At 32.1% G+C, this 17,673-nt stretch carries 8 protein-coding genes; all 8 read left to right on the forward strand.

The features are described 5' to 3' along the window. Positions 1 to 44 precede the first annotated feature (44 nt). The 8 genes from Q0873_RS02935 (at position 45) to Q0873_RS02970 (ending at position 17,668) form a co-directional block, all read left to right on the forward strand. A complete protein-coding gene (locus Q0873_RS02935) occupies positions 45 to 815 on the forward strand; it encodes a LexA family transcriptional regulator (RefSeq protein WP_299104284.1) in 771 nt (256 codons plus the stop codon). After that, positions 815 to 2,227, forward strand: coding sequence for an exonuclease domain-containing protein (locus Q0873_RS02940; RefSeq protein WP_299104285.1), 1,413 nt, complete (start codon positions 815 to 817; stop codon positions 2,225 to 2,227). Before Q0873_RS02935 ends, Q0873_RS02940 begins: the two co-directional genes overlap by 1 nt. A gap of 143 nt (positions 2,228 to 2,370) precedes the next feature. Beyond that, on the forward strand, positions 2,371 to 4,239 hold the full coding sequence (locus tag Q0873_RS02945; RefSeq protein WP_299104286.1) for a hypothetical protein: 1,869 nt from the start codon (positions 2,371 to 2,373) through the stop codon (positions 4,237 to 4,239). Positions 4,240 to 4,415: 176 nt separating this feature from the next. After that, entirely contained in the window at positions 4,416 to 10,028 is a 5,613-nt protein-coding gene (locus Q0873_RS02950; RefSeq protein ID WP_299104287.1) for a hypothetical protein, read from the forward strand. Between the two features lie 76 nt (positions 10,029 to 10,104). Next, entirely contained in the window at positions 10,105 to 11,850 is a 1,746-nt protein-coding gene (locus Q0873_RS02955) for a hypothetical protein (protein WP_299104288.1), read from the forward strand. 4 nt (positions 11,851 to 11,854) lie between these two features. Further along, a complete protein-coding gene (locus Q0873_RS02960) occupies positions 11,855 to 12,721 on the forward strand; it encodes a hypothetical protein (RefSeq protein ID WP_299104289.1) in 867 nt (288 codons plus the stop codon). 12 nt (positions 12,722 to 12,733) lie between these two features. Next, positions 12,734 to 15,187 (forward strand): hypothetical protein, encoded by a 2,454-nt coding sequence (locus tag Q0873_RS02965; RefSeq protein ID WP_299104290.1) that lies wholly within the window; start codon positions 12,734 to 12,736, stop codon positions 15,185 to 15,187. A 285-nt stretch (positions 15,188 to 15,472) separates the two neighbouring features. Further along, complete coding sequence (locus Q0873_RS02970) at positions 15,473 to 17,668, forward strand: T9SS type A sorting domain-containing protein (RefSeq protein WP_299104291.1); 2,196 nt, start codon at positions 15,473 to 15,475, stop codon at positions 17,666 to 17,668. Positions 17,669 to 17,673: the final 5 nt, after the last annotated feature.

Raw genomic sequence — 17,673 nt, forward strand, 5'->3', positions numbered from 1 at the left:
AATTAAGTACAAATTGTAGCAAAGATTGCTTATATTTGTAGCAAATGAAAAATATAGCAAAAAACATCCGTCATTTACGTAAGCTAAAAAGCATTACACAAGAGCAGTTTGCTGATGATGTGTCTATTACTCGTTCTCGAGTTTCTTCTTATGAAGAAGGCCGATCAGAACCTCCTATTGAAACATTAATAAACTTTTCAAACTATTTTAATTTACCAATAGATATTTTGGTAAAGAATGATTTGACCTATGCTACAGATACCTCATTTATAGAAATAGGTAATCAGCGTGTGTTATTTCCAATTGCGGTAGATAATACCAATGAAAATATGATTGAGGTAGTGCCTACAGAAGCTTCAGCAGGGTATCTTTTAGGATATGACGATCCAGAATATATTGAGCAATTACAAAAAATAAAACTTCCATTTTTGCCTGTGGGAAAACATCGCGCATTTCCTATTAAAGGAGATTCTATGCATCCTATGAAAGATGGTTCGTATGTAATAGCAAGCTTTGTTGAAAATGTAAGAGATGTAAAGGATGGAACATCGTATATCATTGTTACCAAGAATGATGGAATGACTTACAAGCGTTTGTATAATAAAATAGAGGAGAGTAATACTTTATTACTTGTACCTGATAATAAAAACTATGCATCGTATAATGTTCCAGTAGCTGAGGTGGTTGAGTTATGGGAGTTTACTTGTAGTATTAATACACAAGAATATGATGAAAGAGATTTAAAAATAAGTAGTATAGCCAATATGCTTACACAGTTAGGAGTAGAATTAGAGTCATTAGCCAAGCTTCAATAATGAATTATGCAATAGTTGATATAGAAACTGACGGAGGAGTAAAAATTACCGAAATAAGTATTTTTATTTTCGATGGAGAAAAGGTAATTGATGAATTTACCACATTGATTAATCCTGGAACTAATATTCCTGGGTTTATTACACAGCTTACGGGAATTACCAACTTTATGGTTAAGAATAGCCCTAAGTTTGAGGAAGTGGCTAAAAAGATTTATCAGATTACAGAAGGATGTGTTTTTGTAGCTCATAATGTAAATTTCGATTATGGAATTATAGGAAAAGAGTTTAAATCATTAGGCTTAACTTATCGAAGAAAGAAACTTTGTACAGTTCGATTATCAAGAAAATTATTGCCTAATAAAAAATCGTACAGCTTAGGGAAGTTATGTGTTTCGGAAGGAATTACGATTGCAGATAGACACCGAGCAAGGGGAGATGCCGAAGCAACAGTTATTTTGTTTCAAAAGTTGATAGAAAAAGATAGGGTAGATGATTTTAAGATTATTAATTCCTTTTTAAACCCTAGATCTAAAGAAGCAACCTTACCTCCTTTATTAGCGAAAGAAGTTTTTGATGGTTTATCACAAAAACACGGAGTTTATTATTTCTGGAATAAAGATAAAGAGATCATCTATGTAGGAAAAGCTAATAATATCAAGCAACGAGTATTAAGTCATTTTCACGATAAGAAAAAGAAAGAAATACTCATGTGCATGGAAACAGCAAACATTACCTATACCGAAACTGGAAATGAGTTATTAGCACTTTTATTAGAATCGGCAGAAATTAAGCGATTGTTTCCTAAGTATAACAGAGCTCAGAGAAGAAAGCAACATAGTTATGCATTGTTTAGCTATTATGATAGAAAAGGAATTCTTCATTTAGCGTGGAATAATTTAAAAATGGTCAACAAACCACTTATGAAGTTTTATACGCTTACAGAAGCACGAAATTTTGTAGAACGTCTGTGTAGCACTTTTGAATTATGCCCTAAATATTGTCATTTGCAAACCAATGTAAGTAGCTGTTTTCATTATCAAATTAAAGAATGTAGAGGTATTTGTAGAGAAGAGGAAGCCATAGAAAATTACAATAGTCGTGTAATAGCAGCAATAACTTCTTTAGCTTTTGATAACAAAGATTTTGTTGTACATGAAGCAGGAAGAGAAGAAAATGAGATAGGCTATGCTTTAGTAGTGAATAATATTTACAAAGGATATGGTTATTTAAAAAAACAGAAAAGCTATACCTCAAAAGATTACCAAGAAAATCTACAAAGTCAATCTGATAATCAAGATGTACGAAGAATACTAAATGCTTATTTAAAAAAGAATTCAGAAGCAGTTATTGAAATAGATGCAAATTCTTTTCAAGAAGATACTGTAATAGAATTGGAATTTAAGTTTGAGTAGTATTATTGATATCATCTAAAAAGTTAGTTTTCTTTTACTTCTTAATAATAACTTTATAAACAGAAATTTGTATTTTGTATGGTGTATATTTGTTTTTAAATGAATAGCATTTCATCTTATTTACCCTCTACTCTTAATTCATTATGTTAAAAAAAATATTCGTATTAGCTTTTTTATTGTTGATTTCGCTTCCAAGTATATCACAAAATACTATTGAAGATTTAGAAAAAAAGTTAGCAACTGTTTCAGATAAAAATGAAAGGCTTGAGATTTTAGATAACCTAACAAAAGCTATTCTTAAAAATAAAAGAGATTATGAATTGACCTATTTTAATGAATATGTAGCGCTTGCTCAAGAATTGAAAAAATATGATTTAGCTGCACAAAAATCACGTTTTATAATTCAGCATTATACCAATTTTGGAAAACTAGATTCTACCAAGTATTATGTAGATAAAATGTTAGGGTATCAGGAGTTTTTTAAGGATCCAACAACAGAAGCACATTTACTACTTAAAAGGGCAAGTTACTTTTATAATACAGATAAATATCAAAAAGCAATTGCTGATTATAAACGTTCAGGGGATATTTTTATTAAAGAAAATAAAGGTGTAATTAATGCAGCAGATGCAAGACTTTTTACAGCACAGGTTTATAACGATTTAAATGAGTTTTTAAATGCGGTCACTAATTACGAAGAAGCATATAAATTATATGATGAATTAGATGATAATTTTTATAAAAACTTCACTTTGTCAGAGTTAGCTGGTATCTATTCTAAAAATGGTTTTCACGAAAAATCAATTTCAGAACGTGAAAAAGTTCTCCGAAATGCTAAGGAAATAAAAGACTACGCTTCCTTATTTTATGCTTATGGGAATTTAGCCAAGATTCATCAAAAAGTTAAGAATTTTGATGAAGTTAAAAAGTATATTGATTCTACAAAGTTTTATGCTGACAGTGTACAAAACAGGCAAAGAAAAGTATTGTCTAATTTGTTTTTGGCAAATTTAAATATAGATTACAATTTAGATCTAGATAATGTTACTGAAGCGGAAAAATACTTGGAGGAAGCTAAAACTTGGGTTCAAAAATCTAGTGCTCCTGAATTTTTCCAGAGAATGAATTATGAATACCAAGCCAAAGTTTATAGTAAAAAGAAAGATTATAGAAGAGCAGAAGAAGCATTACAAAAAGTATTAGCTCTGAAAGGTCAAGAGGGTCAAGAAGAAAAGGTTAAAAGTGCAGAAAAGGAACTTGCTAAAATTTATGGAGTTACTGGACAGTATAAAAAAGCATTCGAACATTTAAATACGTATTTACAATTAGAGGAAGCGAATAACAAACTTATAAAGGACAATACGTTTTTATATTATCAATCTCAGTTTGAAACACAAAGAAAGGATGCCGAAATTCTTAAAAAGGAAAATGACATTCAACTGTTAGAAAAAGAAAAGGAACTGTCTACAGCAAAAAGAAAAGTATTATGGGCGGTTTTTCTATCAATTGTGGTCATTTTATTGCTAACAGCATATTTCATTTGGAAACAAGGAAAACACAAAAGAAGAGCATTGGCCAAGAAAATAGAAAAGAATAAGCAAGCATTGGAAGAATATACTAAACAACTTTTAGAAAAAAGAAGAATACAAGAAACATTAACAGAAGAGATAGAAAGATTAAAAGAAGAGGCAGGAAGTAAAAATTCTGCTGAAGAGGAAATTGAAAATTTAACTTCTGTGAAAATTCTTACAAATGAAGATTGGTATAATTTTAAAGAAAAATTTTCGAGTGTATATCCAGAGTTTTTTAGAAATATAAAAGAAAAAGGGTATTCACTAACAAAAGCGGAAGAACGATTATTGGCTTTAGAAAAATTATACCTCGATACAAATCAAATAGCAAGTATGTTGGCTATTTCAAATACAAGTGTGGTAAAAAGTAGGTTCAGATTGCGAAAAAAAATTAATGTCCCTAAAGGAATTTCCACATTACATTATTTAGAAGCTTCTTAACAAAATAGCATAGGTGATTTAGATCGGTTTAAATTGTCTTTTTTTTGTCCATTTTAGTTAGTTTGTGTTTTGATTATCAGAGGTTTAAGTTTGTCTTTTTTTTGTCTATTAGCATTCTTTAAGTAATTGAAAGTTAAGTTCTTTATTTGAACAAGACTTAAAATTCCTTAATGATTATGCAAAAAAGATTACTTATAGTTTTAGCTTTTTGTAGCGTCTTTATATCTTTTATCAATGCGCAATCCACAGAATGTTCTTTAGATGAAACTACATTTTCTGGAACACTTACCGTAACTGGTGCTGGTGGAGTAAAAACTAAAGCCAGCGATGCTACTTCAAATTATAGGTTTGGTGAACGTGTAGCTATAGATGGTAATATAGCGGTTACTACATCACGTAGTAATGGTACCGAACCAGGAAAGGTTTACATCTTTATTAATGATGGGGCAGGAAATTGGACAGAACAAACTATATTAACCGCTAGTGATGGGTTTGCTGGAGATAATTTTGGGTCTAGTGTTGCCTTACAGGGTAATTACTTAGTTGTTGGTGCTAGATCACAAACCAATGCATCAGTAGTAGATACAGGAGCAGCTTATTTATTTGAATACAATGGCTCTAATACATGGACTGAAGTAGCTGTATTTGAACCTAGCGATGGAAGTTCTGGTGATCGTTTTGGAGAATCCGTTTCTATCGAAGGAAACTTAATTCTTGTTGGAGCTAGGGATGGTGCTGTAGGAGGATGTGCTTATTTATATGAAAATGATGGTACTAATACCTTTACTTATTCGGAAACAAAATTAGAACCTCAAGTACAATCTAATTATTCAGGGGCAAAATTTGGTTATGATGTTTTGGTTAAAGATGGTCGCGCTTATGTTGGTGGACCTGCCGATTATTCTTCTGTAGGTAGAGCTTCTGCCGGATCGGTACAAATATGGGATCAAGCCAATGACGGATCTTGGTCACGAACACACAGATTAAGAGGTACAGAAACGTCAGAATATTTTGGTAGTGCAATAAGTGTTCAAGGAGATTATTTAGCTATAGGTGGGTATAATTTTGAAGTATCCTCTACAGCTGAAGCCGATCAAGGAAGAGTTTTCGTTTATAAAGTTGATATAAATGGTGATTATTTAGATGCCAACAGAGTAATGGTTCAAAATGATGATAAGGACAGTTATAATGACCAACGTTTTGGAACAGATGTGGTAATAGATAATGGTTTTTTATATGTCGGAACTTTTGGAAATGGATCAAACAGCACTGATGCTGTTTATATTTTTAAAGATGATGGCACTAATAATTGGTCTCAATTAACTAAACTAACTTCTGGTGGCGGATGGGATGAGTTTTCAAATAGAGCGTTAGCAGTTTCATATCCATATATACTTATAGGGCAAAATGAAGATGATTCACCTTCAAATTCTGGGGCAATTCATTTTATATCTCTGGCGAGTACAATAACTCCAACTGTTTCGATATCGGAAGTAACAACAGCACTTATTGGTCAAAATAATGCAACTATAAAACTTAATTTTACTGATGAGACTACACGTACTGAGATTCAATTTAGTATTGATGGCGGAACAACATACCCATATACATTTAGTGATGATGTCTTAACTGGCGAAATTGCTAACCTAGGAATAGGTTCGTATAATCTTAAAGCAAAATATAATTCTGGCTCATGTGTTTTAGATTTAGGAACTGTATCTGTAAATCAAGCTGCCTATACCGCAATTCCTGATGCTAATTTTGAAGCTAGACTTTATACTTTAGGTTATGATGATATTGCTGGAGATGGACAAGTGCCAACCGCTCTTATTGAAGTGGTAACTTCTTTAGATCTTAATAATCAAAACATTTCTGATTTAACAGGGATCAATGATTTTGTAGCATTAGAATCATTAAAACTTCAATACAATAGTTTAACCTCTTTAGATATTTCAAACCTAGTAAATCTAAAAACGCTTTGGGCAGCTAATGGAAATATTTTCAATACAATAGATGTTAGTAATAGCACTGCATTAGAAGATTTTAGAATACGACAATATACAGGTACATCGATTGATTTATCTAATCTTACAGCATTAAGAAGATTTGCTTGTACAAGTTGTGATTTAACAAGTTTAGACACTAGCAACAATACCAATTTAAGTTATTTAGATGTATGGAATTCAGAAATTAACACTTTAGATTTAAGTACTAATACAAGTTTAGCAACTCTTGATGTATATTCTACCAAACTGACTTCTTTAGATGTATCGAAAAATACAGCACTTACCAATTTAATAGCTAATGATATAGCCACATTAACGAGTTTAAATGTTCAAAATGGAGCTAATACAGGTATTACTGGATTCAACACTTCTGGAACTCCTATTAGTTGTATTTTAGTAGATGATGCTACTTACAGTACAACCAATTGGACAAATATTGACGCAACCTCTACATTTAGTAATACCTATTGTAATTATACGGCAATTCCAGATGCTAATTTTGAAGCAGAGCTAGAAAACTTGGGGTATGATGATATTTCAAATGATGGACAAGTACCAACCGCATTAATTGAAGTTGTAACAGTTTTAGATGTTAATAATAAGAATATTTCTGATTTAACAGGAATACAAGATTTTACTGCTTTAGTTGATTTAAACTGTGAAAACAACTCATTGACCTTTCTAGATGTAAGTAATAATAATAATCTTCAGAAATTAAACTTCAATGAGAACAATATTACGGCAATACATTTAGGAGTAAATGCAAACCTAGTGTCTATTGAAGGGAAATACAATCAATTAGGAGCAATTGATATAACTCAAAATGTAGGGCTAACATTTTTAAACATTAGAAACAACAATTTTACAAGTATAGATGTCTCTAATAATACTTTACTAGAGACGATTAATATTCGCGAATGTTCAAATGTTATGAATTTGGATGTAAGCTCAAATACCAATCTTAAGTTTTTGTATTTACAAGATGTTTCGTTAATGAGTTTAGATATTTCTCAAAACACGTTGCTAGAAGTAATTGCTTTAGAAAGAAATAATCTTACAACTATTGATGTGTCAAGCAACACTGCTTTAAGACAACTTAGAGTATCTGATAATAATATAACTCGTTTGGATGCATCAAATAATTCAGCATTAACTCGTTTGTCTTGTGACAATAATCAGTTAACTTTTTTAGATGTTCAAAATGGAAATAATACAGCAATAGCAACGGCTGATTTTAATGCAACTGGTAATACAGAATTAAGCTGTGTCAAAGTAGATGATGCTACATGGAGTAATACCAATTGGACAAACATTGATACTGGAACTACTTTTTACAATTCAGGTATTTGTAGGTACACGGCTATCCCAGATACTAATTTTGAAACCGCATTAGAAAACTTAGGGTACGATGATATTTCTGGAGATGGAAAAGTTCCTACTGAAAATATCGAAGTATTAACTTCTTTAGATCTAAGAAGTAAGGTAATTGCTAATTTGACAGGAATAGAAGACTTTATCTTATTAACGTCTCTTAATCTTAAAAACAACAGTTTAACAGCTATAAACCTAAGTAATAATACCGCTTTACAAACGCTAGGTCTAAGTGAGAATGATTTAACAACGATAGATCTTTCTAAGAATATTAATTTAACTTCTCTAGATCTCGGTGCAAATAAATTAACAGCATTAGATGTTTCAAACAATGTTTTATTAACTCGATTAGAATGTCCAGTAAATGATATTACATCAATTGATATAAGTAAACTAACGAAACTTACTTTTTTAGAGTTATTTCAAACAGATATTACAACGTTAGATATCAAGAACAATTTAGTATTGGAGAAACTAATTCTTTACAAAACTAAATTAACCTCTTTAGATGTTTCTTTAAATACAGAACTAACGCAATTACGAATTGATAACACACCCATTACTTCTATAGATTTGTCAACAAATACAAAGCTTACTGAAGTAAGAGTAAACGGATCTGACATTACCACTGTAGATTTAACGAATCAGGTTGCTTTAACTGAATTTTACGGACAAACAGGAGTTTTAGAGTATATCAATATCAAAAATGGAAACAATGTAAACATTACTAATTTTGATGTTAGAAATAATAATGATTTAAGTTGTATTACTGTTGATGATGCAGCATATAGTACTACTAATTGGACAGATATAAGTACTGCTACAAGTTTTACAGAAGGAACCTATTGTAATTACACAGCTATTCCAGATTCTATATTTGAAACTCGATTAGAAGCACTAGGATTAGATGATATTTCTGGTGATGGACAAGTACCAACGGCGCTAATTGAAACTGTAACATCATTAACTGTAAATGATCTTGGAATTAATGAATTAACAGGAATAGAAGATTTTACTGCATTAGTTACATTAAACGCTAGAGGTAATAATTTTACCACGTTAGATGTGAGTAAAAACACGCTATTAGAACACTTATATATTAATAGTAATAGTTTATCATCAATCGATGTATCTAAAAATGTTGTTTTAAGAAATTTAAATATTGGATCAAATGGCATTACTTCATTAGATGTGTCTAATAATCCAGATTTGAGAGATTTATGGGTACAAGGTAATGGAGGTTTAACAGACCTAGATTTGAGTAATAATCTTGAAATAAGAGAATTATACACGTATAGCTCTGGTGTATCAACATTAGATTTAAGTATTCATGGAGAACTTCGAATTCTTTCTGCTTATAGAACATCTATGACATCAATCAATCTTTCTAATAACCCTGAATTGAGATCACTACGTGTAGATGAAACTAACATTTCAACATTAGATTTAACTAACAATACAAAAATAGAAACACTACGTGTAAATGATACAGGAATTACAACCTTAGATTTAGGTAATCAAACCAATTTAGAAAAACTTTGGGCACACGATACAGACTTAAGTAATTTAAATGTTAGAAATGGTAATAATGCCAATGTTACTACTTTTGAAATAGAAAATAATCCAAATTTAACTTGTGTTTTAGTTGACGACGCAACGTATAGCACAACAAACTGGACAAATAAAGATACTACAACAAAATTTAATGAAACTACATGTAACTATGTTCAGGTAGCGATAGATATCTATTTACAAGGAGCTTTTATAAATCCGAATGCTGGAGAAGAAAGTTTAATGCGAGATGATTTACGTGCATCGGGAGGTGTTTATGGTTCTACTTCACCATACAGTGATAGTGCTACTATTTCAGATGCTATTAAATTAGATGATTCGGGTACAAATTCAATGGTAGATTGGGTTTGGGTAGAGTTAAGAGATGCTAATAATCCAAATCAAGTAATTGCTGGTAAATCTGGAATTCTACAACGTGATGGAGATATTGTAGCTATAACGGATGATAGAAACTCTCCAATGTCATTTAATGTAAGTGCTGATAACTACTACATAGTAGTGAAACATAGAAATCATTTGAACATTATGACGGCTGCTGTAATAAGCTTGTCTAGAACAACTACAGCTATTGATCTTTCCTCAAGCAGTACTGCAGTGGCTGGAGGTGTAAATGGAGTTGTAGATATGGGTAATGGAACATTTGCCATGATTTCAGGAGACTTTGATGAGAATGGACAAATTCAAAATATTGATGCGAATTCTGTAATCCAACAATTAGGGGTTTCTGGATATAATAAAGCTGATTTTGATATGAATGGTCAAGTTCAAAATTCAGATATCAATAACCTTTTAAACCTCAATATAGGTAAAGGAGAGCAACTTATTAATAGCGCCGATTAAGGACAATAAGCATCTAAAATATTTAATCTTAAAAACGGAATTATAGAAGATTCCCCACAACTTTAATTCAATAAACATGAAAAAAACAAGTACTTTTTTATTTCTAATTCTCTTTTCTTTAACCTCCTATGCTCAAACTCCAGCAGGATTTAACTATCAATCAGTTGTTAGAGATGCTTCAGGAAATGTGTTAGCAAATACTGCAATAGGAGTACAATTTAAGTTACACCAAACCACAACATCAGGAACGGTTGTATTTACAGAAACACATACACCAACAACAAATGCATATGGTGTTTTCAATTTGGTCGTGGGCCAAGGAGTTACTACAGATGACTTTTCAACGATTGATTGGTCGGCAGCTAATTACTTTCTAGAAGTAAGTATTGATGTAGCTGGAGGAACAACCTATACAAGTATGGGAACTACGCAACTACTAAGTGTTCCATATGCTTTACATGCAAAATATGTTGAAAATGGAGATGACTTAGGAAGTCATACAGCTACAAAGAATTTCCAAACCGGAGGTTACTGGATTTCCAACGATGGTGATGATGAAGGTTTGTTAGTAAACTCAGGAGGAAGAGTAACTACATCACACAAATTATTCTTAGGTAGTAATATTAATCTAGACACACATTGGATTAATGGTGATGGTACAGATAATAAAGGAATTCAGTTTGATGCTAGCGGAAACGTGAATACTTCTGCTAAAATCTCTGTAGGAGGAAATGTACAAATTAATTCTAATTGGATTTCTAATGATGGTGACAATGAAGGAATAGCTGTTAAAACAAATGGGAATGTTGGAATTGGAGAATCAAATCCACAAACGAGTTTAGATGTAGTTGATACTGCTGTTATTGGAGATATAGCTATTGGTTCTCAAAGTACTACTCAGAATGCTTCTAACCAAAAAGATGAAGGTTTTACTACAACTCCATGGTTATATACATCAGCGATTCAGGCTCCTGGTGAGCGAGATAGTGCTCCAACAATGATTGCTGTAGGAGCTAATAATAACTATGGAGGGAATGATGAAATTCATTTTGTAACCAATGGTTCTTCTCAAGTTGATATTTCAAATAATTTATTAAATGTATCTGGAGATATTAAAACAAGTGGAAATATTGAGTTCAATGGATTTATTACAAATCCTTCTGAAAATCAGATTTTCGGAACTTATGATGATACAAGTAAACTTTCTAACTTAAGTCAAAACAATGTAATTATCGGAACTCAAGCGGCAGAGAATGCAACATCTGGAGGAAATAATGTGGTTATAGGATATTTTGCTGGTTACAATTTAAATGGTAGCTCAAACGTAATATTAGGACAAGGAGCTGGATTATCTGGAAGTGCATTCTCAAATCGTTTATACATTAGAGATCTTCTTTATGGAGAGTTTGATAATGATTTACTACAAGTAAAAGGAGAATTAAAAGTTGATGAAAATATCACTACCGATGGAAATGTAATTATTGATGAAGATGGTGATGATTTAAGAGCAGCGGGTGCGGCAAATAATGTAGAAATCATTTCTGTAATTGTAAACGCAGATGGTTCTTTAAACTCAAATGTTACTAGCTCATCAGGAATTACAACTTCAAGAAGTGGAAATATATACACTGTTAATTATTCAAATCATTTTTCAAATCTTCCTGCCGTAACCATTACTTGTGTAGCATCTACTTCGCAAACAAGAGCTGCTCAAATAACTTCACTAGGAACTGGTAAGGTAGAGTTTATGATAAGAAGTTCTGGCGGAGATGCCAAAACCGATGCGCTTTCTGTTTTAAACATTGTAGGTAAAAGAAAATAAGTATATGAGACAGATTTTATTCATAATATCCTTGCTTATTTCTAATGTTATGCTCTCTCAGACGTTGGAGCGAACTGTAATAGGAACAAGCGGAACAACATTGAGCAATGCAAATGCAAGTTTAGACTTTACCGTAGGTGAATTAGTAGTTGCTACAAGTTCGAATGGAAATAATACCTTAACTCAAGGTTTTCAGCAAGAAGTAATTGTTTTAAAAATAAAACTAGCTCCTATTGTCTTTTTACAAGGTCCTTTAACAACATCTGGATCAACTATAATGGATGATAGTTTACGAGCTAATAGTTTACTACCTACAACAAGTCCATATTCTGATGGATTAACTTGTGATTCTTCCGTTTTTAATATAACAGGTAGCAATGCAATTATCGATTGGGTTTGGGTAACCATACGTGACAAAAACGACAAGAGTTTAGTTCTAGGAAGTCAATCTGCATTATTACAAGCCGATGGTGATATTGTAGATATAGATGGAACTTCTGTTTTATCATTCGCTTTATCTTCTGATAGTTATTACATAGCTGTAAACCACCGAAATCATTTAGGAATTATAAGTGCCTCTGCAGCTACTTTGAATACTGGTTCTTCAAAAACAGTAAACCTAAGTAATTCGACTTCATCGGTCTTTGGAGGAACAAATTCTTTAGTAGATATGGGAAATGGAATTTTTGCCATGATTTCTGGAGATTTTGATGAAAATGGTCAAATTCAAAATACAGATACGAATGCTGTTATTCAATTGTTAGGAATTTCCGGCTATAGTAAGGCAGATCTGGATATGAATGGTCAGGTACAAAATGCTGATATCAATAATGTTTTAAATACCAACATTGGTAAAGGACAACAATATTAAAAACTAATCCCCATGGTTTATACGACTACTACAAAGCTACTTTCATGGAAACTTTACATGTTTGTTTCTGTGATTTTTCTGAACATTGGGCACTCCCTCATGGCCCAATGTCCTTCAGGATCTGTTTATCTTACCTCTCAAACTGCAGTGAACGATTTTATTAACAACTATCCTGACTGTACTACCATTACTGGAAACTTAGTAATCTCTAGTGCTTCAGTAATGGATATCTCAGGATTAAATAATAAAATCACAAACATTAGTGGATTATTATCAATTTCCAGTACTAGTCTTACCAATTTAAACGGACTTCAAGGAATTGAAACGATTGGTAGTTCTTTATCAATTAACAACAATGATAGTTTAACGAGTTTAACAGCATTGAGCAATCTAACAACGATCGGAAATGGCTTAACAATTTCAGGAAATGATGCCATAACTACGATTGATGGTATTGGAAACGTTTCAACTGTTGCTTCAATTAAGGTAACTTCAAATTACGCTTTAACAGATATTAGTGTTTTTAGTTATCTAACGGATGTTGATTTCGATATTTCTTTTGGTTATAACAAATTGACAGATTTACAAGGATTACACAATTTAACAACGGTAAAAAACCTTAGCATTACAGAGCCTAACTTGCCAAACCTTAATGATCTCAATAAGCTAACAAGCGTTAACAGATTAATTGTTCAGAGTAACTCAATAATTACTTCTCTAGAAGGATTGGATAACATAACAAGTGTTGATGAAGTTTTATTTTCGGATTTAACGGCATTGGTAGATTTAAATTACTTTCCTAATGTTATTAATTTACCTAGATTAAAATTAAGAGGATTAAATACCATTACAAACCTTAATGGTTTAAGTAGCCTTCAAACAATAACAACTTTTGAAATTGAAAGTTGTAGTGCACTAGCATCATTATCGGGTATCACTAATCTTACAAGCATTACTTCCTTGTTTTCTCTAAAATATCTTGCAATAACTAGTTTAACAGGAGCAGAGAGCATAACTTCTTTAAATGACTTAACAATTGATACATGTAATAATATTATTGATCTAACAGGACTTAACAATGTAGGTACATTAACTGATATTTTAATTACAGATGCTGCCGCTTTCGAAAACTTCAATGGTCTATCAAATTCGAATACGATTGAAAGTATAACAATAGATAATTGTGATAGTCTAACTGGTTTTACAGGATTAAAAGCCAACTCAACTGACACGATTGAGTTAAAGAATTGTGATGCTATTAATACTTTAAATGGCTTGAGTTCATTCACTACTATGGCTTCATTAAGTATTCAAAACTGTTCAACATTTAATTCGTTAGATGGGATTCAAAGTCTTACAAGTCTAGATAATCTAACAATTCGTAATACAGGGGTTACCAGTATGGTTGGATTTCCTAATATTACAAGTATTGGATATTTACTAATCCTAGACAACACCTCGTTAACTTCGTTAGATGGCTTTGAATCGTTAACAAACATTGATAGAATCAATATTTCAGGAAATGGACTATTAGAAGTAGATGGATTGCAAAATTTAAAATCGATAAATGCATCAAACATTGCTTCAGTAGATATTTATTTAGCTGAGGAAAACCTACAGACCATTAATCTAAACTCCTTAGAAGAGGTAAATGTTAGTTATTGGTCCTTGTACATTCCAAATACCAGTGATGTTTGTGGAATTGCAAATTATGCCTTAAACGGAACAAAACCCAGCTTTGTTTCTTTATATGCCGATGGAGGAAACTATAGTAATTTCGATGATATCGTAAACGCATGTACAGTTCAATTAAGTATAAAAGTATTTTTAGAAGGAGCAGGAATTAATCCAAATTCGGGAGAAGAAGATTGGATGAGAGACGATTTGAGACAAGGGAATAACATTCCTACAATGAGTCCATATAATAGCGCTATAACTTGTGATGCGGGTACTTTTTTGACTACAGGAGAGAGTGCAGTTGTAGATTGGTTAGAAGTTAAATTACTAGATGCAAATGATGTCAACAAAATAGTAAGTTCTAGCTCATTTTTGCTTCAAAGAAATGGAGAGGTAATTGATCCAATAATCAATAGCACAAATTTAAAAATTGTTGTTCCAGAAGGAAATTATTATGTAACCATTTCTCATAGAAATCACCTTACAATTCAAACAAATTCAGTAGTTTATTTATCAAAATCTTCACGATCACTTGATTTTACCAACGATACATCTTTAACAAAAGGAGGAAGCAATGCATTTATACAATTAGAAAATAACAAGTATGCAATTCCTTCAGGAGATATAGATCGTAACGGACAAATTCAGAACTCAGATGTAAATACTGTAATTCAATTCTTAGGGAATTCTGGATATCAAAATTCAGACACCGATATGAATGGTCAAGTACAAAATACAGATATCAATGACCTTATTAATATTAATATAGGCAAAGGGAATCAATTTTAAATAATGTAATAAACTTTCAACAAATGAAAATATTTAAGCGAAGAAAAACCTTTAGGGTACGAAATGAAGTTAAGAGGTTTACCTATTTCCCAATTTTTTATAAAAGTTCGGTGTTTTGGTTATCTCGAGTAAAAATAGAGAAGTCATTTAATGGAATGACAATGCGCATTATAAATATTCAAAAAATTCAATAACCTCAAAGATAAACAGAGGCTTCTTGGTATAAGAGTAATCATAATTTTAAGGGATACAAGGAGCTGAAGTTTATCCATAAATAGTTTTAACATGATAAAAAAAATACAACTACTAGTATTAATTTTAATAACACCATTGTGTTTCGGGCAGAACATAACATTTACCTTTGAGAATGCTCGAAATACGAATGATGGAACCGATGATTTTTATGAAGCAGATATTTATATTGCTTCGGATGTTGACTTTAAATTAGGTTCGGGACAAATTTATTTTACTTACAATACAGCAGCTTTTGGAAATAATATTCATACAAGTGGAAACTTCGAATATTTACAACCGGCGGGAAGTATTTTAGGAGAAGTTTATGGTTTTCCGGCGTACAAAGACTTTATTGTAAACGATAATACAACTTCTAGAGTGTCCACTTCTTTTCAGCAAGGAGTAAGTAGTGGAACAATTACCGCCAATAACGTAACTTCTTCTTCTAAGCATTTATTCAGTATAAAAATTAAGTATACGGATATAAATGAAACACCCAATATTGCATTTGAAACTGGGGCAGTGTATTTAGATCAGTTTTTTACTGCTTGTGGACCAACATCTTTGGGGTTTCCAGACTGTACCAATCATCCAGGAGTTCAATTAACTGGAGATACTTTTAATTCAGCAGGAGCAGTAGTAGCAAGTGATGTTAATTGGTCAGGAGCTGTAGATACTAATTGGACAGTTACTGGAAATTGGGGAGGAGGAGCTTTACCTATAACAACGGATGATGTGGTTATACCAAACGTAGCAACTACACCTGTAGTTGGAAGTACCGTTCAGGTTAAAGACTTAACAATACAATCTCTTTCTTCTTTTGATATTAATGAGAATGGAGGAGTAACGGTAGATGGTAATTTTGTGAATGATGGAAGTTTTACGATGACGTCAACAACTTCCAATAGTGCAAGTTTGGTTGTAAAAGGATCGTCAAACGGACAAATAACTTACGAACGAGGAGGTTTATTGGCAAATCAATGGAGTATTGTTGCTGCGCCAGTATCAGGCCAAAGTGTAAAAGATTTTGTTGAAAATGCAGCGAATAATATTCGAGTAAATACAACGGTAACTCCTAATAGATATGCTGTAGGATATTACGATGATAGTAGAGCTGCAGGAAGTAAATGGGTATATTACACCGTAGATGATTTAGCATCGAATAGCATTACCTTTGAAGAAGGAAAAAGTTACGCTATCTCTAGAGCCACCAATGGTTCAATAAGTTTTACAGGAACTGTAGTAACAGCTGATGTGAACGAAACAGTAATCGCTTCTCAATGGAATGCGGTTGGAAACCCATATACCGCGTTTTTACCAATCAATGAAAACTCAGGAACGAATTTTATCAATGATAATCTTGCGAGTTTTGATCCAACCTATGTAGGAGTATATGTTTGGGATAATGCTCAAAACAAATATGTTGCTAAAACGCTGGCAAGTGGAGAAAGTTCTTTAGCACCTGGACAAGGATTCTTTGTTAAAACAGGAGGTAGTGCAAGTAACATGACTTTTAAACAAGCACAACGAATGGTACAACCCGCTACAGGAGGAACCTTTAGTAAGGAAGCAAGTATTCCAACAATTAAGTTATCCATCGCATCAAAAGGAGTAAAAGTAAATACAAGTATCAGTTATAGGAATAATGCCACGAATGGATTGGATGTTGGGTATGATATTGGAAACTTTGAAGGAGCTAGTTTAGATATTTACACAAGACTTTTAGATGGTTCATCAGAAAAGAACTTTACCTATCAATCTTTACCTAAAGAAGCGAATGAAACTATGATTATTCCAGTAGGAGTTAAGGCTGTTGAGGGAACAACAATTAGTATTAGCTCAGAAGGTAATGCTTTACCTGAAGATGCTGAGGTGTACTTAGAAGATAGGTTATTAGAAAAGTATATTGATGTAACCAAAGAGTCTTATGATTTAACCTTATCAAAGCCAGAAAACGGCATAGGAAGATTTTATTTACATACAAAAGTACAAGTAGAGATTCCAGAAGTACTTTCGGAAAGTATCAAGATTTATACAGTAAATCAAAGATTGTTTGTAGAAGGTATTCAAGGAGAAAGTTTTGAATTACAATTGTACAATACATTAGGAAAACAAGTATATCAAGGAAAATTTATAGGAACAGGAAAGAATTCGATTGTTTTGCCAAAAGTAGAAACAGGAATTTATGTAGTAAATGTAAAAAGCACTATTGGAATAGCGAATAAGAAGGTAGTTCTAAAAAAATAAGGATC

The sequence above is a fragment of the uncultured Tenacibaculum sp. genome, from assembly GCF_947498805.1.
Lineage (GTDB): Bacteria > Bacteroidota > Bacteroidia > Flavobacteriales > Flavobacteriaceae > Polaribacter.